The 21473-nt window shown below is 74.5% G+C and carries 20 protein-coding genes; 10 read left to right on the top strand and 10 right to left on the bottom strand.

Going from position 1 to position 21473, the window contains the following annotated elements:
• Window positions 1–246: 246 nt before the first annotated feature.
• A complete protein-coding gene (locus tag IE207_RS12315; protein WP_190184126.1) occupies window positions 247–1419 on the bottom strand; it encodes a glycosyltransferase in 1173 nt (390 codons plus the stop codon).
• A 547-nt stretch (window positions 1420–1966) separates the two neighbouring features.
• On the opposite strand from IE207_RS12315, the gene IE207_RS12310 reads away from it, so the two are divergent.
• The 3 genes from IE207_RS12310 (at window position 1967) to abc-f (ending at window position 4951) form a co-directional block, all read left to right on the top strand.
• The gene (locus IE207_RS12310) at window positions 1967–2758 is read left to right on the top strand and encodes a glutamate racemase (protein ID WP_190184125.1); all 792 of its coding nucleotides are present in this window, start codon (window positions 1967–1969) and stop codon (window positions 2756–2758) included.
• 77 nt (window positions 2759–2835) lie between these two features.
• Complete coding sequence (locus IE207_RS12305; protein WP_190184124.1) at window positions 2836–3183, top strand: VOC family protein; 348 nt, start codon at window positions 2836–2838, stop codon at window positions 3181–3183.
• 145 nt (window positions 3184–3328) lie between these two features.
• A complete protein-coding gene (abc-f, locus tag IE207_RS12300; protein ID WP_190184123.1) occupies window positions 3329–4951 on the top strand; it encodes a ribosomal protection-like ABC-F family protein in 1623 nt (540 codons plus the stop codon).
• Here the strand turns inward: abc-f and IE207_RS12295 are convergent.
• Both IE207_RS12295 and IE207_RS12290 read right to left on the bottom strand, forming a co-directional pair.
• Window positions 4927–5847: an ADP-ribosylglycohydrolase family protein gene (locus tag IE207_RS12295; protein ID WP_229873658.1), complete on the bottom strand. Its 921-nt coding sequence runs from the start codon at window positions 5845–5847 to the stop codon at window positions 4927–4929. The two genes, abc-f and IE207_RS12295, sit on opposite strands and share 25 nt — an antisense overlap.
• Entirely contained in the window at window positions 5844–6188 is a 345-nt protein-coding gene (locus tag IE207_RS12290) for a hypothetical protein (RefSeq protein ID WP_190184122.1), read from the bottom strand. Before IE207_RS12290 ends, IE207_RS12295 begins: the two co-directional genes overlap by 4 nt.
• Before the next feature lie 328 nt (window positions 6189–6516).
• Here IE207_RS12290 and IE207_RS12285 point away from each other — a divergent pair, with 328 nt between their 5' ends.
• Genes IE207_RS12285 through IE207_RS12275 form a run of 3 tightly spaced genes read left to right on the top strand, consistent with a single transcriptional unit; the run spans window position 6517 to window position 9197 of the window.
• Window positions 6517–7032: a hypothetical protein gene (locus IE207_RS12285; protein ID WP_190184121.1), complete on the top strand. Its 516-nt coding sequence runs from the start codon at window positions 6517–6519 to the stop codon at window positions 7030–7032.
• 43 nt (window positions 7033–7075) lie between these two features.
• Window positions 7076–8677: an apolipoprotein N-acyltransferase gene (lnt, locus tag IE207_RS12280; protein ID WP_190184120.1), complete on the top strand. Its 1602-nt coding sequence runs from the start codon at window positions 7076–7078 to the stop codon at window positions 8675–8677.
• 37 nt (window positions 8678–8714) lie between these two features.
• Window positions 8715–9197, top strand: coding sequence for an NUDIX hydrolase (locus IE207_RS12275; protein ID WP_190184119.1), 483 nt, complete (start codon window positions 8715–8717; stop codon window positions 9195–9197).
• Here IE207_RS12275 and IE207_RS12270 read toward each other — a convergent pair.
• A complete protein-coding gene (locus IE207_RS12270) occupies window positions 9194–9961 on the bottom strand; it encodes a trypsin-like serine peptidase (RefSeq protein ID WP_190184118.1) in 768 nt (255 codons plus the stop codon). The two genes, IE207_RS12275 and IE207_RS12270, sit on opposite strands and share 4 nt — an antisense overlap.
• Window positions 9962–10246: 285 nt before the next feature.
• Here IE207_RS12270 and IE207_RS12265 point away from each other — a divergent pair, with 285 nt between their 5' ends.
• A complete protein-coding gene (locus IE207_RS12265) occupies window positions 10247–11536 on the top strand; it encodes an ATP-binding protein (protein ID WP_190184117.1) in 1290 nt (429 codons plus the stop codon).
• A 120-nt stretch (window positions 11537–11656) separates the two neighbouring features.
• On the opposite strand, the gene IE207_RS12260 is transcribed toward IE207_RS12265, so the two are convergent.
• The 5 genes from IE207_RS12260 to IE207_RS12240 all read right to left on the bottom strand — a co-directional run bounded on the left by IE207_RS12260 (window position 11657) and on the right by IE207_RS12240 (window position 16926).
• Entirely contained in the window at window positions 11657–12310 is a 654-nt protein-coding gene (locus IE207_RS12260) for a hypothetical protein (protein ID WP_190184116.1), read from the bottom strand.
• Entirely contained in the window at window positions 12307–13953 is a 1647-nt protein-coding gene (locus IE207_RS12255) for a serine/threonine-protein kinase (protein WP_190184115.1), read from the bottom strand. The genes IE207_RS12260 and IE207_RS12255 overlap by 4 nt, the downstream gene beginning before the upstream one ends.
• Window positions 13954–14090: 137 nt before the next feature.
• On the bottom strand, window positions 14091–15347 hold the full coding sequence (locus IE207_RS12250; protein ID WP_190184114.1) for a Tm-1-like ATP-binding domain-containing protein: 1257 nt from the start codon (window positions 15345–15347) through the stop codon (window positions 14091–14093).
• 37 nt (window positions 15348–15384) lie between these two features.
• Window positions 15385–15864, bottom strand: coding sequence for an NUDIX hydrolase (locus tag IE207_RS12245; protein ID WP_190184113.1), 480 nt, complete (start codon window positions 15862–15864; stop codon window positions 15385–15387).
• A gap of 30 nt (window positions 15865–15894) precedes the next feature.
• Window positions 15895–16926, bottom strand: a complete 1032-nt coding sequence (locus tag IE207_RS12240; protein ID WP_190184112.1) for a cation diffusion facilitator family transporter — start codon at window positions 16924–16926, stop codon at window positions 15895–15897.
• A gap of 151 nt (window positions 16927–17077) precedes the next feature.
• Here IE207_RS12240 and IE207_RS12235 point away from each other — a divergent pair, with 151 nt between their 5' ends.
• The 3 genes from IE207_RS12235 to IE207_RS12225 are packed head-to-tail and all read left to right on the top strand — an operon-like array spanning window position 17078 to window position 21085.
• Complete coding sequence (locus IE207_RS12235) at window positions 17078–19429, top strand: FHA domain-containing protein (RefSeq protein WP_190184111.1); 2352 nt, start codon at window positions 17078–17080, stop codon at window positions 19427–19429.
• 13 nt (window positions 19430–19442) lie between these two features.
• The gene (locus tag IE207_RS12230) at window positions 19443–20072 is read left to right on the top strand and encodes a hypothetical protein (protein ID WP_190184243.1); all 630 of its coding nucleotides are present in this window, start codon (window positions 19443–19445) and stop codon (window positions 20070–20072) included.
• Window positions 20072–21085, top strand: a complete 1014-nt coding sequence (locus IE207_RS12225; RefSeq protein WP_190184110.1) for a serine/threonine-protein kinase — start codon at window positions 20072–20074, stop codon at window positions 21083–21085. Before IE207_RS12230 ends, IE207_RS12225 begins: the two co-directional genes overlap by 1 nt.
• A gap of 16 nt (window positions 21086–21101) precedes the next feature.
• On the opposite strand, the gene IE207_RS12220 is transcribed toward IE207_RS12225, so the two are convergent.
• Entirely contained in the window at window positions 21102–21470 is a 369-nt protein-coding gene (locus tag IE207_RS12220) for a hypothetical protein (RefSeq protein ID WP_190184109.1), read from the bottom strand.
• Window positions 21471–21473: the final 3 nt, after the last annotated feature.

The raw sequence follows: 21473 nt of genomic DNA, 5'->3' as shown, positions 1-21473 counted from the left end.
GCCAACCCCGCCCTGACCTGCATATTCCCAGGTCAGGGCCACAGCTTTCACTTCACGTTCACGTGCACGATTCGCGCCTTCCACCCCACCTTGTTCCTACTCGTACTCACCGGTTGGGGGTTGCACGTACTTGGCCTTGACGCGGCGTCACCATGCGAGGGCCTGGCGCCTGACCTCGTATGACGCCCATTCAGCAGCTCCGCGGCGGGTCAGCCGGTCTCTGCCGGGTCGGCCGGTCTGCGGCGGTCAGGCGTCACTGGGCCGGGCGTAGGTCCGGCCCTTCCAGGCGGCGCCGCGGCCGCGGTAGTGCAGGACGGCCGAGTCGACGGTCATCAGGAGGTAGAGCAGCGCCGTGAAGGGGAGCAGCGGCGCGAGCGCGGCGGGCTGACGGTAGTAGCGCAGCATCGGCAGATAGGTACCCGCCATCAGCAGCCAGGCCAGTCCCCCCGCCCAGGCGACGGAGGGGCGGTCCAGGGCGAGCCCGGCGAACAGGGCGGCCGGCGGCACGAGGTAGACGAGTACGAGCCCGGCCACCGTCCCCGCCAGCAGCAGCGGGTGGTGGCGCAGTTGGGCGTAGGCGCTGCGCGAGACCATCCGCCACAGGTCGCCGAGCGCCGGGTACGGGCGCACGCTGTCCACCCGCTCCGCCAGCCCCAGCCAGATCCGGCCACCGGAGCGCCGGACGGCGCGGGCGAGGGAGACGTCGTCGATCACGGCCTGCCGGATCGAGTCGGGCACCCCCGCGCGGACGGCGGCCTCCGTACGCAGGAGCACGCAGCCGCCGGCGGCCGCGGTGGTCCGCCCGCCGGGGCGGTTGATCCGGCGGAAGGGGTACAGCTGCGCGAAGAAGTAGACGAAGGCCGGTACGACGAGCCGCTCCCAGAACGTGGCCACCCGCAGCCGTGCCATCTGGGAGACCAGGTCGAGGCGGGCGGAGGTCGCGGCGGCGACGAGCTCGCGCAGGCTGTCCGGCTCGTGCGCGATGTCGGCGTCGGTGAGCAGGAGGTACTCGGGTTCGGTGGGGCGGGCGGTGCGGGCGTGCGCGATGCCGTGGCGCAGGGCCCAGAGCTTGCCGGTCCAGCCGGGGTCCGGGGCGCCGGGGGAGACGACGGTGAGGGGCAGCCCCGGGAGTTCCCCGGCCAGGCATCGGGCGAGGTCGGCCGTGCCGTCGGTACTGCCGTCGTCGACCAGGATCACCTCGGCGGCGCCGGGGTAGTCCTGGGCGAGGAGGGAGGGGAGGCTGCGGGGGAGCACCTCCGCCTCGTCCCTGGCCGGGACGACGATCGCGACGGAGGGCCAGCGGGCGGGGGCGGTGCGCGGGGGGAGGCGGACGTCGGTGCGCCAGAACATGCCCTGGGCGAGAGTGAGCCAGAGCCAGGCGGCGAGGGATGCGTAGGCGGCGGCGAGGAGGATGCCCATGGCCGCAGTGTGCCGAAAGGGAGGGGCCGTGTCGCGCACCGTGTCGCGCACCCGCACCGTGGCGCCGGGCCCGCGGTTCGGTTCGCGTGGCGAGCCCTGTGGCCCGCAGGCCCCCCGGGCGCCGGGCGGGCGCGGCCGCCGTTCCGGCCGGGGGTGCGGACCGGCCCGCCGGTCTGCGTCGCCCGGTACGTCGCCGGCGGGCGGGTGGGAGTTCGCCGTGCCGGCGGTGCTGCGGTCCCGGCATGGGTGGGGCGGCTGTCGTCGGCGGGGTGGGCCGCCGGGTTGCATGGGCCGTCGGGCGGGTGGGTTGGTGGCGAGGCCGGGTGCGTCGGCCGGTGAGTGCGGCGGGCGCATCCGGCGGGCCGGTGGGGTGCCGCCGTTCCGGTGGAGCCGGTCCTGGCCCGGCTGGGGCGGTTGTCGCCGGCGGAGTGGGCCGCCGGGCTGCACGGGGCGTGGCCTGGTACGGGGCGCCCGGTGGGGGCGGTGGTCGCCGCGTCGGCGGTGGCGGGGCGCCGGGGTCGGGGGGCGCGTCGATTAAGGTGACCAGGTGAAGATCGCCCTCATGGACTCCGGAATCGGCCTCCTCGCGGCGGCCGCCGCGATGCGACGGCTGCGGCCCGACGCCGATCTGCTGCTGTCGTGTGACCCCGAGGGGATGCCCTGGGGCCCGCGGACTCCCGCCGACCTCACCGGGCGGGCCCTCGGCGTCGCCCGGGCCGCCGCCGAGCACCGCCCGGACGCCTTGGTCGTCGCGTGCAACACCGCATCCGTGCACAGCCTGCCCGCCCTCCGCGCGGCGCTGGAGCCCGCCATTCCCGTCATCGGCACCGTCCCCGCGATCAAGCCTGCCGCTGCTTCGGGCGGCCGGGTCGCGATCTGGGCGACCCCGGCCACCACCGGCAGCCCGTACCAGCGCGGGCTGATCGCGGAGTTCGCCGCCGGAGCCCGGGTCACCGAGGTGCCCTGCCCCGGCCTCGCCGACGCCGTCGAGCGCGGCAACGAGGACGCCGTCGCCCGGGCCGTCGCCGCGGCCGCCGCCCTGACCCCGGCCGACGTCACCGACGTCGTACTCGGCTGCACCCACTACGAGCTGGTCGAGGCGTCGATCCGGACCGCCCTCGCCGAGCGGACCGGCGGCGCCGAGTTCGTCTTCCACGGCTCCGCCGAGGCGGTCGCCGTGCAGGCGCTGCGCCGCATCGGCGCCCGCCCCGAGCCGTACCTGCCCCGGACCGGAGGCCTGACCGTGCTGCTCGGCGGCCGGCAGGGACCCCTGCCCGCCGCCGCCCTCGGATACGCCGAAGGCCGCCTGCTCGCGGAGGGCGCGCCCCTCGCGCACTGACCCGCGTCGCCGATGAGTTCCCCGTCCGTCGGGAGTCGAAAGAGAGACGGGAACTTTCGCAGCGAAGGGCGGCAGACATGGATGTCACACACGTACTCGCGGTGGCCCCGGTGAGTGACTTCGACTCCGCGGTGCTCTGGTACGAGCGCCTCCTGGGCAGGCCGGCCGATACGCGGCCGATGGCCGGCCTCGCCGACTGGCACGTTTCCCCGTCCGCCTGGGTGCAGGTCTTCCGTTCCCCCGAGCACGCCGGGACGACCCTGCTCAACCTCGTGGTGGGCGACCTGGACCAGGCGCTCTCGGAGCTGGCCGGTCGCGGCATCGTGGCGGGGGAGGTCCAGCCGGGCGCCGAGAAGGTCCGGTTCGCAGCCGTCCACGACCCCGACGGCAACCGGGTCACATTGGTCGAGAACCCGGTGGCGTAGCGCGCGGGCCGCGATATACCGAGTCGCCGTCCCGACGGCCCATGGGTAGGGTGGAGGAACTGAGCGAGACGATACGTCTCGTTCAGTTCCTCCACCCCGACCGGACCCACCCGGCACCCGCACCCGCCCCACTAAGGAACCGCCCTTGCGTGCTCACGCCCCACTCGCCTCCACCCAGATCGTCCTGTCCGAGGTCACCAAGGGCTACGACACCCGGGTGGTACTGGACCGCGTCAGCTTCACGGTGCGCCCCGGTGAGCGGGTCGGCGTCGTCGGCGACAACGGCTCCGGAAAGTCCACGCTGCTCCGGCTCCTCGCGGGCCGCGAGCGCCCCGACCACGGACAGGTCACCGTCACCGCACCCGGCGGGACCGGCCACCTCGCCCAGACCATCGACCTGCCCCCGACCGCCCGCGTCGGGGACGCGATCGACCTCGCGCTCGCCGAACTGCGCGAGCTGGAGCGCCGGATCCGCTCGGCCGAAGCCGGGCTCCGGCAGGCAGGTCCGGAGGAACTCTCCGCGTACGCCGACCTCCTCGCCGCCTACGAGACCCGCGGCGGCCCGGACGCCGAACGGCGCGTGGCGACCACCTTGCGCCGGCTCGGCGAGCGCGCCGCGCCCGACCCGGACCGGCCGCTCGGCACCCTCTCCGGCGGGCAGCGCTCACGCCTGGCCCTCGCCGCGACCCTGGCCGCCGAACCGGAACTGCTCCTGCTGGACGAGCCGACCAACGACCTCGACGACGAGGCCGTCGGCTGGCTGGAGGACCACCTGCGCGCCCACCGCGGCACCGTCGTCGCCGTCACCCACGACCGGCTCTTCCTGGACCGGGTCACCACCGCCATCCTGGAGGTCGACCAGGACCGCCGCACCGTACGCCGGTACGGCAACGGCTACGCCGGGTTCCTCACCGGCCGCGCCGCCGAACGCGCCCGCTGGGAGCGGCAGTACGAGCAGTGGCGCGAACAGATCCGGGACGCGGAACGGCTGGCCGACACCAACATCGGCCGGTTCGCCGCGATCCCGCGCAAGCTGCCGCGCGGTTTCAGCGGGGCCGGGGCGTTCCGGGCCCGCTCGCGCACCCACGGCGCGGCCGGCCGGATCCGGACCGCCCGCGAACGCCTGCACCGGCTGACCGAGAACCCGGTGCCGCCGCCCCCGAACCCGCTCCGCTTCACCGGGCGGTTCACGGCGGGCGCGGCGGGCGTGGTGGAGGCCGACGGACTCGCCGTGCCGGGGCGCCTCGCGCCGGTCTCCTTCCTGCTCGAACCCGGTGAGCGGCTCCTGGTCACGGGACCCAACGGGGCGGGCAAGTCCACGCTGCTGCACCTCCTCGCGGGCGAGCTCACCCCCGGGCGCGGCTCCGTACGCACACCCCCGCGCGTCGGCCTGCTGCGCCAGGACGACCCCTGGGGGCGGGAGGCCCGCTCCGTGGTCGAGCTGTCCGGCCCGCAGTACGCGGACCAGGTCGCGGCCCTCGGCCTGCTGGCCCCGGCCGACCTGACCCGCCCCGTCCGGGACCTCTCCGCGGGCCAGCGCCGCAAGCTGGAACTGGCCCGGCTGGTGACGGCCCCGCTGGACGTGCTGCTCCTCGACGAGCCGACCAACCACCTGGCCCCGGCCGTGGTGGAGGAACTGGAGGCGGCGCTGGCCGACTTCACCGGAACCCTGGTCCTGGTCACCCACGACCGGCGGCTCCGCAGCGCGTTCCGGGGCCGCCGCCTGGAGCTGGCCCCCGAACCTCAGCCGACCCCGGCGAGCCGCTGAGCCAGCGCCCGCAGCCCACCGGCGTCCACCACCCGCTCCCCGAACCCGGGCAGCGGTACGTGCAGCGGCCGGATCCACTCGTCCGGAACCGCCGCCTGCCCGTACCTGGCTCCGGCCAGCGCCCCGGTGACCGCCGCCACCGTGTCGGTGTCCCCGCCCAGATTCACGGCGGCCCGCACGGCCTCGGCGAATCCGCCGGTGGTGCGCAGTGCCCACACCGCCGAACCGAGGCAGGGCCACACGGCCCCGTTGAACTCGGTGGCCAGGCCGGGGTGCCAGTCGCGGTCGAGCACGCGTGCGTAGCGCTCACGGTGGGCCGGGTGCACCGCGCCGAGCACCTCGGGCACGGCGGCCGTGGGCTCGCCCCCGTCGAGGGCCACCCGTACGAGTTCGTGGAATACGGCGGTGCCTTCCCAAGCGGCGCGGTCCCCGTGGGTCAGCGCCGCGATCCGGCGGGCGGCGTCCATGGTGGCCGCCCGCCCGCAGGCGGCGAAGTACACCGCCGAGGTGGAGGCGCGCATCAGGGAACCGTTGCCCGCCGCCCGCGCGTTGTTGCGGAAGTGCACGGCGGCGGCCCGGTCCCACGGCTCGCCGTTCGTCAGTACGTCCTCGGTCTGCAGGCCGATGTCCTTGGGCCCTCCCGCCGCCCAGCGTTGGAACCGGTCGAAGATGTCGGGGAGGTCGAGGCCGTCGCGCTCCAGCAGGGACTCGCCGACCAGGATCGCCATCTGGGTGTCGTCGGTCGCCTCGCCCGGGTCCCACCCGCCGCCCGCGGCCATCTCCTTTCCGCACGCGTCGAGTTGCCCGGGCGGACCGAATTCGTACGGTGCGCCGAGCGCGTCCCCGACGGCCGAGCCGAGTACCGCGCCGACGGCGCGGTCCAGGCGGGCCGTCACGAACCGGCCTCGGGGCACAGGGCGGCCAGGACGCCGCGCCTGAAGCCGTCCGGATCGTCCAGGCCGGCGGCGGCCGGGGTCTGTGGCGGGCCGACCAGCAGGTGGGGGATCGCCCCGTGCAGCGCCAGCGTCAGGGCGCGCGCCCGCTCGGGGCCGCCCGGCAGGCCGGCGCGGGACAGGAGGTCCGCGTACACCTCGAAGTCGCACGCGCCGACCGGGTCCGGCAGCTCGGCCGGCCAGGGGCGGCGGGCGGCCTCGGCCCGCAGCTCCAGGTAGGCCAGGACGCGCCCGCGCCCCACCCCGGCGGCGTCGCGCAGCCGGTCCCTTCGGTACTGGTTCACGTGGACAGCCAACCATGGCCGTGGTACCGCAGGTGTGGTGGCCGGCCCAGGGGCGTTTGATGAGCGCTGGTTCCCGGCACGGGCCGGACCGCCTCGTCGTCGGAGCGGACGTCGGCGCACTCGCCGCCGCCAGGGGTGCCGGCCGCCCTCCCGCTGGAACGGATCGAGCGCAGGGCCGGCCGCCCCCACCGCCTCACGGCCCGGCCCCGGGTCGCCTCCGCTTCGCGGCCCCTCCAGCGGACCGTCACTGCCCGCCGCCCCGGGCGGACCGGGGAGGAGGGGCGACGTGTCGGGGGGCAAGGGGGCGGGAGGTGAGTACGCTGCACACATGACGGGTCACCCCCCAGGTCCGCTCTGGACGGGCCGTGCCTCCAACCGCGTGCAGTGGCTGCTCGCCGCGGCCGGCGCCGCGTGCCTGGCGCTCGGCGTCGAACTCGCCGTCGACGCCAGCTGGACCTCCGGCACGGTGCCGTTGCTGATGTCCGTGATCGGCTGCCTCGCGGCCGGGCTGCTCATCCTCTTCGGCACCCTCGCCTTCGTCCACGTCGCCGTCACCGTCGACTCCCAGGCGATGGAAGTCCGCTGCGGTCACATGGGGCTGCCCCGCCGCACCATCCGGCTCGCCGAGGTGACCTCCGCCGAGTTCGTACCCCGGATCACCCCCCAGCACTGGGGCGGGTGGGGATACCGCTGGCGCCCCGAGCGGGGGACGGCCGTCATCGTCCGCCGCGGCGAGGGCGTGGAGCTGCGCCTGGACGACGGGAAGCTGTTCACCGTCACCGTCGACGACGCCGAGAACGCCGTCCGGGTCATCCGCACCCACCTGCGCGCCCTGGCGCACTGAGTCCCTGGGGACTGCGGTGCGCGGGGGACGTACACTCCGCCAAATGAGCACCAGTGTCACCCGAGCGGCCGGGAACGAGCCCGCGCAGTCCACCGCGCCGGAGAGCGGCGCCCGCGCCCTGGACCGGCTGCGGGGCGCCTGGCCGGCGCGGGCGGCGCTCGCCGCGCTCGCCGGGGTCCTGCTCTACCTCAGCTTCCCGCCCCGCCCCTTGTGGTGGCTGGCCCCCTTCGCGCTCGCCCTGCTGGCCGGCTGCCTGCGCGGCCGCCGTGCCCGGGCCGGATTCGGCCTCGGGTTCGTCTTCGGACTGGGCTACCTGCTCCCGCTGCTCGTCTGGACCAGCGAGGGCGTCGGCCCCGTCCCGTGGATCGCCCTCGTCACCCTCGAAGCGCTGATCTTCGGCCTCACCGGCCTCGGCATCACCCTCGTCGGCACCCTCCCCGGCCGGGCCGTGTGGGCCTCCGCCCTGTGGATCGCCGGCGAGGCGCTGCGCGCCCGGGCCCCCTTCGGCGGCTTCCCCTGGGGCAAGCTCGCCTTCGGGCAGGCCGACGGATTCTTCCTGCCGCTCGCCGCGCTGGGCGGCACCCCGCTGCTCTCCTTCGCCGTCGCCCTGTGCGGCTTCGGCCTGTACGAGGCCTGGCGCACCGCCCGCTCACAGCCCCGCCGCACCACCGCCGCGCTCGCCGCCCTCACCGTCGCCCTGCCCGTCGGGGCGGCCCTCGCGGCGCGGCCACTGGTCTCCGACGCCGCCGAGGACGGCACGGCCGTGGCCGCCGTCATCCAGGGCAACGTCCCCCGTGCCGGATTCGACTTCAACGCCCAGCGCCGCGCGGTCCTCGACAACCACGCCAACCGCACCCTCCAGCTCGCCGACGACATCAAGGCCGGGCGCGCCCGTCAGCCCGACTTCGTCGTCTGGCCGGAGAACTCCTCCGACATCGACCCGTTCGCCGAGCAGGACGCCCACGACGTCATCGACCGGGCGGTCAAGCGGATCGGCGTGCCCGTCGCCATCGGCTCCGTACTGGAACCGCCGACCGGCCCGCTGCGCAACACGATGATCCTGTGGGACCCGGTCAAGGGCCCGACCGCGACGTACGACAAGCGCAAGATCCAGCCGTTCGGGGAACGGATGCCGATGCGGTCCTTCGTCCGGATCTTCAGCAAGGACGTGGACCGGGTACGCCGTGACTTCGGGCCCGGCAAGGAACCCGGCGTCTTCGACATGGCGGGCACCCGGGCCGGCATGGTCACCTGCTACGAGGCAGCGTTCGACGACGCCGTCCGCTCCACCGTCCGGGCCGGCGCCCAGGTCATCGCCGTACCGAGCAACAACGCCACCTTCGGCCGGACCCAGATGACCTACCAGCAGCTCGCCATGGACCGCGTCCGGGCCGTCGAGCACAGCCGGACCGTCCTCGTCCCCGTCACCAGCGGGGTCAGCGCCGTCATCCGGCCCGACGGCACCGTCGTCCAGCAGACGAAGATGTTCACCGCCGACGCGCTGGTCGCCGAAATCCCGCTGCGCTCGACGCAGACGCCGGCCACCAGGCTCGGACCGCTGCCCGAGTACGCGCTGCTCCTGGTGGCCGCCGGGGGGCTGGGCCTGGTACTGACCCGCCGGGTTCGCGCCCGCCGGTCCGCATGACGCGGGTGGACGCCGGGCCGTCTCGTAGGGTCGGGCCATGACCACCCCTGACTACATACGCGCGGTCCGCGAAGCCGGCGCCGGGCACCTGCTGCTCCTGCTGCCCGGCGTCACCGCCATCGTCGTGGACGACCGGGACCGGATCCTGCTCGGCCGCCGCGCCGACACCGGCCTGTGGTCGGTGATCGGCGGCATCGCCGAACCGGGCGAACAACCCGCCGACACGGCGGTGCGCGAGGTGTACGAGGAGACGGCCGTACGGTGCGTCCCCGAGCGGGTCGTGCTCGTCGAGATGCTCGAACCGATCACCTACCCCAACGGGGACGTCTGCCAGTTCCAGGACATCACCTTCCGCTGCCGTGCCACGGGCGGCGAGGCCCGGCCGCACGACAACGAGCTGCTGGAAGTCGGCTGGTTCACGGCGGACGCGCTGCCGCCGCTGGAGCCCTTCGCCGTGAGACGCGTCCACCGCGCCCTGCGCGACGAACCGACCTGGTTCCGGCCCGCCGACGGGGCTTAGCCCGCGACTGCCGCCTCGCGGTACAGCTCCAGGGCCTGGTCGTCCATCACCGCGCTGTAGGAGACCTCCGGGACCAGGCCGCCGTCCTCGTGGCCGCCCAGGACCCCGGCCACGGCGCCGTTCGCCAGCCAGGGGCTGCCGCTCGTGCCACCGCTGAGGTCGGGGCAGTCGATGCGGCGCTGCGTCGGCGAGAACAGGCTCGTGGCGTTGGTGCAGCGCAGCGGCGACTCCTCACTGCTCGGGTAGCCGAGGATCGTCACCGTCGCGTCCTGCGGCTGGTCGGGGGCCACCGGGAAGCCGCCCACCACGTCCTCGACCTGCGCCGACCCCGACACCGGGGCGACCGACGCGAAGGCGATGTCCTCGTCCGGGTCCCGCCCCTGCGTCCAGCGCGGGGACAGGTACGCGCCGGTCACCCTCCACAGGCCGTACGGAGCCTTCCCGTCCCGGTAGCCGGGCGCGAACACCGTGCTGTCCGGGTTGTCCAGGCAGTGCGCGGCGGTGGCGATCACGCTCCGGTCGTCGCTGTGCACCACGGCGGCGGTGCAGAAGTGACCCCCGTCCAGCCCGCCCGCGAACAGCGCGCCCACCCGGTCGGCGGCACTGCCGGGCTCGGCCTGCGCGGTGCTGCCGAGCGGCGGGGCGGCCCCCGCGTCCGGCAGATCCACGCTCAGCAGCGTGGCCATCGCCGCCAGCGCGAGCAGGACCCGGGACGCCCGCCGAGCGCGGGAGGAGCCGGCGGGGGCGGCCTGTCTGGGGGGCATGCTGCGGATCATGCACCTGAGCCTGCCCAGAGATCCTGTGGCCGGAGCGCCCGATTCCATAAGAATCCGCTGTGAATCCCGGCCGGCCCATGGCGCAAGTGCCGAAACAGCACGCATGTCCGGCATGCGCCCCGGGCGGGAGGCACGGGCCTTCGCGACGGAAGGGGCGAGTCTATGGACGGCGCGGACGGTTTACGGGGCCGGTGTTGTGCACCGCGGAGCGTGATCGCAGGGCCCGGGCGCCCCTAGCCTCGCCGCAGGAGCACGAACGAGGGGCGGTACCCGGTGAACTGGCTGATCCACGACTACCGCGAGAGTGATCTCGCCGCTGTCGTCCACCTGATCGACACCACGGCGGAACTCGGCCAGGAGTCCGTCTTCTCGCTCGCCGAGTGCATCAGCGCGCTCACCGACCGGCAGCCTTGTGTGGTCGCCGTCCACCAGGGCGTCCCGATCGGCGCGGCCCTCGCCTGCGTCACCGGGGAACGTGCCTGGGTGATGCGCCTCGCCATCGCCGCGGGCTGGCGCGGCCGCGGCCTGGCCAGCGCGCTGCTCGTCGAACTGGAGCGCCGGCTCATCGCCGCCCGCGTCGGCCGGATCGCCTACGTCCTGCCCGAGGAGGACCTGCTCGGCGAGGGCCTGCTCAACGCCGGGTACACGCGCCAGCCCGCCGTCGCCTACTTCGAGAAGACCGAACCGCTGCACGGACCGGCGGCCGGCCTCCTCGACGACCTCGGCGGCCGCTTCCTCCAGGGCGACCTGTGGGCCAAGGTCGCCGGGATGGAGAAGGAGAAGGACCTCATCGAGCGCCGCGTGGTCCTCCCGCTCGCCGAGCCCGAACGGGCCGCCGCGCACGGGGTGCGGCCGCCGCGCGCGATCACCCTCTTCGGGCCGCCCGGCACCGGCAAGACCACCTTCGCCCGCGCCATCGCCTCCCGCCTGGGCTGGCCCTTCGTGGAACTGCTGCCCTCCCGGCTCGCCGACGAGGGCAACCTCGCGGCCGCGCTGCGCGACGCCTTCGCCCGGATCGCCGAGCTGGAGCGGGTCCTCGTCTTCATCGACGAGGTCGAGGAGATCGCGCCCGTACGGACCGAGCCCGCGCAGCCCGGCGGCATCCACGGCGTCACGAACGAGCTGCTCAAGCTGATACCGGGCTTCCGGGAGGGCGACGAACGCCTGCTGGTCTGCGCCACCAACTCCATCCGCTCCCTGGACCCCGCCTTCCTGCGGCCCGGGCGCTTCGACTACCTGATCCCGATCGGCACCCCGGACGCCGGGGCGCGCGCCGCGATCTGGTCGCGCTACACGTCCGGGCGCCCGGACGTCGACGTGGCGGCGCTGGTGGAGGCGACCGAACTGTTCACCCCGGCGGACATCGAGCACGCGGCGCGCATCGCCGCGCAGGTGTCCTTCGAGCGGGACCTGGAGGCGGTGGGCGCGCGGGGCGCGGCGGCCGCGCAGCTGGGCGCCGGCACGGGAGATTACCTGGCGGCGGTCGCGCAGTGCAGGCCGACCGTGACCCCCGCGATGACGGGGGAGTTCGCGGCGGACATCACGGCGCACGCCCGCTGCTGACCTTCCCGGCCGCCCGCCACAGGCGGCCCATCACAGACGTGCCTGCCACGGACAGGCCGGCCAGGTCGGCCCGCGGCCGCTCCACCCCGAGCGGCCGCGGGCCTTCCCGCGCGGGGCCCGCTACGCCGGGCAGTGGTAGGTGAACCCGACCGCGTCGGCGCGCTGCCCGGGTGAGTCGAGGCGGAGTTCGGCCCGCGCGGCGTAGGTGCCGACTCCCCGGAACGTCCACAGCAGGTGGAGCCGGGCCTGCGTACGGCCACTCGGGACGCGCTCCGTGAGCTGCTCGGAGCGGGTGCCGTCGCTGCGCTCCCAGTGGTAGGTGAGCGTGCCCGGGCGCCCGTCGGTCCGTACGACGGCCAGCACGTCGGCGGCCGAATCGCAGCCCGGCCCCTTGGGGTCGGTGGTCACCGCCACGTCCCGGACCGTGAGGGCGGGGCCGAACCGCTGCCAGCCCAGGTAGGCGAGGACCCCGGCCAGGACCACGGCGGCCAGGGCGTAGCGCCGCCACTGCGCCGGGCGGCGGCCCGGAGCCGCGGCGGGCACCGTCACCGGGAACGGCGCGGGCGTCGCCGCCGTGACGCCGGGACCGAACCGCAGCACCGGCCCGTCGACCCGGTCGGGGGCGGCGCCCTGCACGGTGGCCGGGGTGTCGAGCCGCTGCGTCACCTCCGGCCGCCGGGTGGCGCCCTGCGGCTGCGGCGGACCGCTGAACCAGTGACTGCCGAGGACCGTGGCGCTGTAGTCGTCGCCTTCGGGGGCGTGGGGTCCGCTCATCGCGGGGGCTCCGTCGTAGTGCACCTGGGGATGGCCTGCGAGGCGATGACCGGCTGCTTCCCGGACGCGGGCGTCGTCGTGACGCGGACGCTCAGGTAGCAGCCGGCTCGGCGGGTGAAGGTATGGGCCCGGGTCACCGGCGCGGTACCGGCCTGGACAGGCACCGAGTCCGTGCCGTCCGCGTAGCTCAGGTCCGAGAGGCTGTTTCCGAGGAACCACTCCAGTACCACCGTCGCCGGTCCGCCCTGCACGTCGAGGGAGACGGTCACCTGCCCGGTGGTCGGGCTGGTCCGCAGGGTGGCCGTGACCCCGGAGATGGTGACCGGCGGGCTCGGCTTCGCCGTCGGAGCCGGCTCCGTCGGTGTCGGTTTCGGCGTGGGCGATGTGCTCTGGCTCGGCGGCCCGGACGGCGAAGCCGACGCCGACGCCGAGGGGGAGGGGGAGGAGGAGGGGGAGGGGGAGACGGACACCCACGGCGAGGCAGCCACCGGCGCCGAGGGGGTCGGCGACGCGGACCCGGAGGCGCCCGGCCCCGGCCCCGGACCGCCGCCCGGCGGCCCGGGGCTCGACGTGGCGAACGCGCTCAGCGTGGCCGCCCCTCCGGACTCCCCGGCGGCGGCCTCGTACGTGAACAGCAGCAGCGCCCCGATCACCACCACGGCGGCCGCCGCCAGCGCGCCGCGCCGCCCGGGCGCCCAGGCCGCAGGCGCAGGCGGCAGCACGGTTGTGGCGAGCGCGGTGGTGCCGGCCGCCGCGGCCCCCGCCGAGGGGAACAGCAGCGGCAGCAGCGCCGCGAGGGCCGCCAGTTTGCGCTGCCCGCGCTCCTCCCAGTCGGGCCCGTACCCGGCCAGCGCCGCCTCCTCCAGCTCCGCCACGAACGCCTCGGCGTTCTCCGGTCGCTGCTCCGGCGCCTTGGCCAGGCCCCGGCGGATCAGCGGGCGCACCGGCTCCGGCGCCTCGGTCTCCGGCACGGGAGCCTCCACGTGCTGGACCGCCAGCTCCGCGAAGTTCGTCCCCGGGAAGGGTTTGTGTCCCGTCACGCACTCGAAGAACGTCGCCGTCGCCGCGTACACGTCGGCCGCGGGGGAAGCCGGCCGGCCCTGCCACTGCTCGGGCGCCATGTACGCCGGCGTGCCCGCGACCCCGGGAGTGGTACCGCGTCCGGCCGCGATCCCGAAGTCCACCAGTTTCGAGGAGCCGTCCGCCCCGACCAGTACGTTCTCCGGCTTGTAGTCCCGGTGCACCACTCCGGCCCGGTGCGCGGCGGCCAGCCCCAGCAGCGAGCCCTTGAGCAGCACCAGGGCGGCCTCCGGCTCCGTGCCTGCGCCGGACTGTTTCAGCAGGGCGCGCAGGGAGATCCCGTCGACGAGTTCCATCACGATGGCGGCGCCGCCGGGCCCTTGCGTGTACTCGCAGTACTCGTAGAACGTCACCACGTGCGGGGAGCGCAGCCCGCCCAGGAGCCGGGCCTCCGCCCGGAACTCCCGGACGAAGGCGGGGTCCTCGCGCAGCCGTTCGGCGAGGTACTTCACCGCGACCGGTGTGCCCGTGGCCTCGTGGACCGCCAGCACCACCCGGCCGCTGCCGCCCGCACCCAGCTCCCGGACCGGCGTGTACCCGGGAACCGTCCACGCGTCGTTCATCGTTCCCCCTCCATGGCCCCACCGTGTCCCAGCGCCGGTCATTGCGGCCGGCACCCCCTGGGACACGGTTTCCGCCATGGCCGGTTCCCTGCCGGAGGGGGTGTCTCGAAGCAGGCCCGGGCGGGTGGGTCAGACCGTCATGCCACGGCCTGTTCCGCACCGATCATGGCGTGCAGCCGCTCCGCCGCGGCCCGCCCGAAGGACGGATCGTTGATGTGGGTGTCGTAGTCGTGCAGCCGGGCGGCGCTGCCCCGCAAGCCGTCGCGCAGCGCCGTGAACAGGGCCCGGTCCGCGCCGGGGTCATGGTAGGGGCCGCCGGGCGCGCCGAGTGTCGACAGTCCGCGCAGTGGGACGCACACCTCCGTCGGGCCGGTCGCCGCCCTGAGCTTGGCGGCGACCCGGCGGCCGAGTTCCGCGCATTCGGCCGCGGTCGTACGGATGACGGTGATCGAGGGGTTGTGGACGCGGATCCGGCGGTAGCGGACCCGTTCGGGCAGGCTCTCCAGCGGCCCGAACTTCACCATGTCCAGCGCGCCCAGGCTCACCACCTGCGGTATCCCGGCCCGGCCGGCCGCGCTCAGCCGGTCGGGGCCGGCGGTGAGGATGCCCCCGCACAGGTCGTCGGCGAGTTCGCTGAGGGTGAGGTCGAGGACGCCGGCGAAGACGCCCTGGCCGGCCAGTTTCTCCAGGGTGCGGCCGCCGCTGCCGCTGACGTGGAACACCAGGACCTCGTAGCCCAGTTCGGTGAGCCGCTCCCGGGCCGCGTCCACACCGACCGTGGTGACGCCCGCCATGCTCGCGGCGATCAGCGGCCGGGAGCCCGACCCCAGCCGGGCCGGGCGGCGCCGCTCCAGCGCGGCCCGGGCGTACCCCTTGGCCATGCCGGCGATCGCCTCCGCCGCGTTGGCCAGTACCGGGGCGGAGACGCTGTTGATCCCCGCGATGTCCACGATGCTGTACATCATCGTGATGTCCGCCGAGCCGACGTACGGGGCCACGTCGCCGGAGGCCATCGAGGAGACCATCAGCTTCGGTACGCCCAGCGGCAGTGCGCGCATCGCCCGGGTGGCGATGGAGGTCCCGCCGCTGCCCCCGATCGCGAGGACCCCGTGGAGCCGGCCCTCGGCGTGCAGGCGCAGCAGCGTCGCCTCCGCGCCCTCGGCCATGGTGGTGACGGCGGCGCCCCGATCGGCCGCCGCCCGTAGTTGCGTCAGTTCCGTTCCCGCCGCCCGGGCGACCGCTTCGCGCGGTATCTGCGCGGGTATCCGGGGTTCGCCCATGATTCCTGTGTCGACCGTGATCACTTCGACGCCGGCGCGCAGCAGCCTCTCGCGCAGCCAGCCGTACTCGACACCCTTGGTGTCCAGGGTTCCCACCAGCACGACGCTCGTCATATGTGCAATGTCCAGGCAGGTGGGGTTTGTTGGCAAGTCAAGGTCGGGTCAACCCCTCCCGAAGCTCCAACAGCCGCTCCAGGAAAGGCACTTGACCTGCGATCAGCTTGTTTCTGGCCGCGGGGGGAGTGAACCAGGCCACCCGGTCCAGTTCCGGGAACTCCGCCTGCCGGCCCGAGTGCGGGGGCCACTCCATGGTGAAGGTGCCGGGCACCATGAGCGCCGGATCCAGGTCGGCGCGCACCGCCCAGACCGTCACCAGTTTCCCGCCCGCCATCCGGATCTCGCCGAGCGGCAGGTACGGGCCCTCCGGCGGCGGCAGCCCGATCTCCTCGGTGAACTCGCGCCGGGCCGCGTCCAGCGGGGCCTCGTCCGGGCCGTACTCGCCCTTCGGGATGCCCCAGCCCCCCGCGTCCCGCCGCGCCCACAGCGGGCCGCCCATGTGGCCCAGCAGTACCTCGACCCCGGCGTCGGCCTCCCGGAACAGCAACAGGCCCGCGCTGCGCTTTTGCGTCATGCGGGCATGTATGCCCCGCCGCGCCCTCCGTCAGTGATCGTGCGGTCCGGCCCGGTGGACCGGACCGTGCGCGTCCGCGCAGTGCGGGTCGCCGGGCTCCGGGTCCTCGCCGGCCCGGCCGACCGACAGGAGGGCCTCCGGGACGTGGTCCACCTGGAGGGTGGTGTGCGTGACGCCGTACTCCTTGGCCAGGAGCCGTTCCAGGTCCCGGCGTACGGCGTGGCAGTCGCCCGCCGGCTCCACCAGCACGTGCGCGGAGAGCGCCGCCTGGCCGGAGGTGATCGTCCAGATGTGCAGGTCGTGCACCTCCGTCACCGGCGGGTGCCCCGCGAGCCGGTCGCCGACCGCGTCCGGGTCCATGTGCGCCGGGGCCGCCTCCAGGAAGATCCGGCCCGACTCGCGGACCAGCCCGTAGCCCGCCTTGACCATCAGCACCACCACGACCAGCGAGGCGATCGAGTCCGCCTGGCGGAAACCGGTGGTCAGCACGATCAGACCGGCCACCGCCGTCCCGATGAAGGCGAACATGTCGTTCAGGATGTGCTGGTAGGCGCCCTCGACGGCCAGGGAGGTCCGGTTCGCCTTCGAGATGCACCAGGCCGCCGCCACATTGACGACGATGCCCGCGAGCGCCGTCACCAGGACCAGCCCGCCCTCCACCGCCGGCGGGTCCATCAGCCGCCGCACCGCCTCGTACGCCAGCCACACCGCCAGCAGCAGCAGGGTCAGCCCGTTCGCCTGCGCGGAGAGTATCTCCGCCCGCTTGAGGCCGTACGTGAACCCGCCGCGCGCCGGGCGGGCGGCGAGCCGCATCGCGATCAACGCCAGCACGATCGAGACCGCGTCGGTCAGCATGTGCGCGGCATCGGAGATCAGGGCCAGGGACTGGGCGAGGACGCCGATGACCACCTCGACGGCCATGAAGCCGCCGATCAGGCCGAGGGCGATCGCCAGCCAGCGCCGGTCGGCGTCCGCGGCCACACCGTGGCTGTGCCCGGCGTGGCCGCCGGGCCCGGGATCCCCGGCGTGGTCGTGCTCGTGCCCGTGGTCGTGCCCGGTCATGGTGTCCCCCGTTTGTTCGGTTCCGACGCCGCAAGTGAAACGCACCTTCGGTGCATCGGCAAAGGCTGCAACGGGGACCGTTGTCATTACCCATAAGAAGCCGCTGACCTGCTGTTATGCCGCGCCGGTCGGATCGTGGGAAAATCTGTGCATGGCCTCGCGACCCGGTGCGCCGGCCGCACCCGAACTCGTGCTGGAGACCGCCCGGGGCTGCACCTCGATCAGCCCGGGCCGGACGTACCACGTCGGACGCGACCCCCTCTGCGAGATCTGCCTCGACGACGCCCGCGTCTCCTGGCACCACGCGGTCCTGCGCCCCGACGGCGACCACTGGACGGTCGAGGACGAGGGCAGCACCAACGGCACCTGGGCCGACGGCCACCGCGTACGCGAGTGGAGCGTCGGCCCAGGCAGCGAACTGCGCTTCGGCAGCGCCGAGGACGGCCCCCGCGCCGTCCTCCTCGGCGCCGCCCCCGAGCGCACCCCCGCCCGCCCGTCCTCGGTCACCGGCCCCGCCCTGACCGGTTCCTTCCACACGCCCGCCTCCGTACGGCCGCTGCTCGCGCGCACCGTCCGCATCGGCCGGGCCCCCGACAACGACCTCGTCGTCGACGACCTCGTCGTCTCCCGCCGCCACGCCGAACTGCGCCCCCTGCCCGACGGGACGTACGAGATCGCCGACCTCGCCAGCCACAACGGCACGTACCTCAACGGCGTCCCCGTCGACCGGGCCCCCGTCGCCGACGGCGACATCGTCGGCATCGGACACAGCGCCTTCTGCGTCTTCGGCGACCAGCTCCAGGAGTACGTGGACACCGGAGAGGTCTCCCTCGAAGTCCAGGACCTCGCCGTCGCCGTCGACCGCGGCCGCAAGGTCCTGCTCGACCACGTCTCCTTCCCCGTCGGCGCCAAGTGCCTGCTCGCCGTCGTCGGCCCCAGCGGCGCCGGCAAATCGACGCTGCTGGGCGCGCTCACCGGGCTGCGCCCCGCCGACCAGGGCACCGTCCTCTACGACGGACGCGACCTCTACCGCGACTACGCCGAACTGCGCAGCCGCATCGGCCTCGTCCCGCAGGACGACATCCTGCACGCCCAGCTCACCGTGCGCCGCGCCCTGACCTACGCCGCCGAGCTGCGCTTCCCGCAGGACACCGCCACCGCGGAGCGGCGGGCCCGGGTGGACGAGGTGATCCGGGAACTCGGGCTCGGGCAGCGCGCCGACCAGCCCATCCACAGCCTCTCCGGCGGCCAGCGCAAACGGGTCTCCGTCGCGCTGGAACTGCTGACGAAGCCCTCCCTGCTCTTCCTCGACGAGCCGACCTCCGGACTCGACCCCGGAATGGACCGCTCGGTCATGAACATGCTGCGCGGCCTCGCCGACGACGGCCGGACCGTGATCGTCGTCACCCACAGCGTGCTCAGCCTGGAAGTCTGCGACCGGCTGCTGGTCCTCGCCCCCGGCGGACGCGTCGCCTACTTCGGTCCGCCCGGGGAGACCCTCGGCTTCTTCGGCTTCGGAGAGTGGCCGGAGGCCTTCGAAGCCTTCGAGAACCAGCAGGGCCGCGACTGGGCGGGCGAGTACCGCTCCTCCACCCTGTACCGGAAGTACGTCCAGCTCCCGGGCCTCCCGCCGGTCGAGGGCGGCGCCCCCGCCGGACCGGCCGGATTCGCCGCCGCGCCGCCCAAGGCGCAGAGCTGGGGAGCCCAGCTGTCCACCCTGGTGCGGCGCTACGCGGCCGCCCTCGGCGCCGACCGCACCTTCCTCGCCATCATGGTCGCCCTGCCGTTCGTGATGGGCGCGATGGCCCGCGCCCTCGCCGGCCACTCCCTCACCCGGGAGACGGCCGTCAACGCCCTGCTCATCCTGTGCGTGGGCGGCGTGCTCACCGGCGCGGCGAACGCGGTTCGCGAACTGGTCAAGGAGCGGACCATCTACCAGCGCGAGCGCGCCGTGGGGCTGTCCCGCTCCGCCTACCTGATGTCGAAGGTGGTGGTCCTGGGCGCGGTCACCGTCGCGCAGGCGGTGGTGCTGACGCTGGTGGCGCTCCTCGGGGTGCAGACCAACGCGCCCGGCGGCAAGGGGGTCTTCCTGTCGCCACTCGTGGAGATCACCATCGCCGTCGCACTGCTGTCGTTCACCGCGATGATGCTCGGCCTGCTGGTTTCCGCGCTGGTCAGGAAGGAGGAGGTCACCATGCCGCTGCTGGTCCTGCTCGCCATCGTGCAGGTGGTCTTCTGCGGGGCCCTGCTCCAGCTGGACGGCGTACCGGTGATCGAGCAACTGGCCTGGCTGGTTCCCTCCCGCTGGGCGCTCGGCGCCATGGCGGCCACCATCGATCTCGGCGCGATCGTGCCCGGCAAGAGCACCGACGATCCGCTGTTCGCGCACTCCGCCGGGGTGTGGCTGCTCGACGTCGGGATGCTGGTGGCGCTGTCCGTGCTGTTCGGGGTGCTGGTCGCGAGGCTGCTGCGCCGGCACGAGCCCGCCATCATGAGGAAGTAGCCCGGTGACCGCGATGACGAGCCCTGCCGGAGCTGCCGACTTCCGGCCCACGCACGTCGTGCCGCAGGACGGACTGCCCGCCTGGGAGGTGCCGGACGTGTCCCGGCCGACCGCCGCGCTGGACCCGTTCCTGCCCGTACAACTGCTGTCGCGGCAAGGCGAATGGGGCGAGGTCCTGTGCTCCAACGGATGGTCCGCGTGGGTGGACGGCCGGCTGCTGGTGGCCGTGCCGCAGCCCCCGCCGACGGGCGGGCGGCCCCTCGCGCGCTCCGAGGACCCGCGGCCACTGCTGGCCCGCACCGCCGACACGCTGGAGCGCTACCGCCGGGCCACCGACCAGCTCGCGTCCGGACAGGTTGACGCCGAGGCCTTCCGCCGGGGTACGCGGGGATTGCGGGCCGGCGTGGTGATCGACGGGGAATCGGTGTGGATCTACGACGAGGCGAACGGGCGGTGGCTGTACGGCGAAGGCGGCCGGCCTGCGACCTACGCCGTCGTCTCCGGGCCGGGCTCCGCGGCCGGGGCGTCGCCGCCCGGCACCTCCGATCCCGGCGGTGTGGCCGACGTAGAAACACAGGAACCGGGCGACACCGGGCACGAGCCGACTCTGGTCGTGGAGGGCCCCGAGGGCGGCGACCGGTGATGTCCGCCGAACCGGTCGGCGGGCGGCCCTCCGACCTACGGGGCAGACGCATCGCCGGGTACCTGGTGCAGAGCGAGATCGGGCGCGGCGGGATGGCGGTCGTCTACAAGGCCCTGGACCTGCGGCTGGACCGGACGGTGGCACTGAAACTGCTCGCGCCCGAGCTCGCCCGCAACGACACGTTCAGGCAGCGCTTCACCCACGAGTCGAAGGTGGCGGCCGCCATCGACCACCCGCACATCGTGCCCGTCTTCGAGGCGGGCGAGACGGAGGGCCTGCTGTACATCGCCATGCGCTACGTCGCCGGGCAGGACCTGCGCGCCCTGCTGGACCGGACGGGCCCGCTGCCCGTCCGTACGGCGGTGCGCATCGCGGGCCAGGTGGCTTCCGCGCTGGACGCGGCCCACGCCCACGACCTGGTCCACCGGGACGTGAAGCCGGGCAACATCCTGGTGGCGGAGGGCACCGACAGCGACCACCCCGAGCACGTGTACCTGACGGACTTCGGGCTGACGAAGAAGTCGCTGTCGCTGACCGGGTTCACGAGCGTCGGACAGTTCGTGGGGACCCTCGACTACGTCGCGCCCGAACAGATCTCCGGCAAACCGGTCGACGGGCGCTGCGACGTGTACAGCCTGGGGTGCGTCGTCCACGAAATGCTGACCGGCGCCCCGCCCTTCCAGCGTGACGAAGACATGGCCCTGCTCTGGGCCCACCAGTTCGATCCGCCGCCCCCGGTGACCTCACGGCGGCCCGACCTGACGGCGGCGGTGGACGAGGTGCTGGGCAGGGCGCTGGCCAAATCGCCGGACGAACGCTGGCGCGACTGCCTGGAGTTCACCGGTGCGCTGCGAAGGGCGGGCGAGGCGTCGGGTCCCGCCCAGGCGGCGCTTTCCGGCCGGTCGCCGGCGCCGCTCGCGGACGCCCTCGGGGCCGCCGCGGGCCCGGGCCCCGCGCCGCCACCGCCGCGCTGGGCGATGCCGGTGTTCCGGCTGCGGGGCGGCGGTGCGTGACGGGGGCCGCCGCCGGTCAGGAGTCGGAGTCGAGGGCGGAGCGGCACAGCACGTACGCCCTGACGTCGGCGTGCGAGGCGGAGGCGTACCAGCCCTTGCGGCCGTCCGGTCCGACGACGGGGTGACTGGCCAGGACCGGGCCGGTGTTGCCGTTCTCCAGGGAGTAGCCGCCGGACTGGAGGAGCGTCCCGTCGGGGCAGTAGACCGCGCTCGCCGAGACCTCCCGGGGTGTCGCGTCCCGCGCCCCGACCGGACCGGCGAGGTAGCGGGCGCCGGTGGGTGTCGCTCCGGTCGGGAGCGCGGTGGACAGGGTCAGGGCGACTGCGGAGACGGCAAGCAGGCCGCCGGCGTGGAGCGGCCGGAACAGGCCTTTAAACGTGTTCACGGA

Source organism: Streptomyces cirratus, from assembly GCF_014650775.1.
In the GTDB taxonomy this organism is placed as follows: Bacteria; Actinomycetota; Actinomycetes; order Streptomycetales; family Streptomycetaceae; genus Streptomyces; species Streptomyces cirratus.
The sequence above is the reverse complement of the archived record's forward strand: the minus strand, read 5'-3'. Positions and strand labels throughout refer to the sequence as shown.

Coding starts and splice junctions, on each gene's coding strand:
- IE207_RS12315 (WP_190184126.1), bottom strand. CDS start 1,419: ATGGGCATCCTCCTCGCCGCCGCCTACGCATCCCTCGCCGCCTGGCTC.
- IE207_RS12305 (WP_190184124.1), top strand. CDS start 2,836: ATGGATGTCACACACGTACTCGCGGTGGCCCCGGTGAGTGACTTCGAC.
- IE207_RS12285 (WP_190184121.1), top strand. CDS start 6,517: ATGACGGGTCACCCCCCAGGTCCGCTCTGGACGGGCCGTGCCTCCAAC.
- lnt (WP_190184120.1), top strand. CDS start 7,076: ATGAGCACCAGTGTCACCCGAGCGGCCGGGAACGAGCCCGCGCAGTCC.
- IE207_RS12275 (WP_190184119.1), top strand. CDS start 8,715: ATGACCACCCCTGACTACATACGCGCGGTCCGCGAAGCCGGCGCCGGG.
- IE207_RS12270 (WP_190184118.1), bottom strand. CDS start 9,961: ATGCCCCCCAGACAGGCCGCCCCCGCCGGCTCCTCCCGCGCTCGGCGG.
- IE207_RS12260 (WP_190184116.1), bottom strand. CDS start 12,310: ATGAGCGGACCCCACGCCCCCGAAGGCGACGACTACAGCGCCACGGTC.
- IE207_RS12255 (WP_190184115.1), bottom strand. CDS start 13,953: ATGAACGACGCGTGGACGGTTCCCGGGTACACGCCGGTCCGGGAGCTG.
- IE207_RS12250 (WP_190184114.1), bottom strand. CDS start 15,347: ATGACGAGCGTCGTGCTGGTGGGAACCCTGGACACCAAGGGTGTCGAG.
- IE207_RS12245 (WP_190184113.1), bottom strand. CDS start 15,864: ATGACGCAAAAGCGCAGCGCGGGCCTGTTGCTGTTCCGGGAGGCCGAC.
- IE207_RS12240 (WP_190184112.1), bottom strand. CDS start 16,926: ATGACCGGGCACGACCACGGGCACGAGCACGACCACGCCGGGGATCCC.
- IE207_RS12235 (WP_190184111.1), top strand. CDS start 17,078: ATGGCCTCGCGACCCGGTGCGCCGGCCGCACCCGAACTCGTGCTGGAG.
- IE207_RS12230 (WP_190184243.1), top strand. CDS start 19,443: ATGACGAGCCCTGCCGGAGCTGCCGACTTCCGGCCCACGCACGTCGTG.
- IE207_RS12225 (WP_190184110.1), top strand. CDS start 20,072: ATGTCCGCCGAACCGGTCGGCGGGCGGCCCTCCGACCTACGGGGCAGA.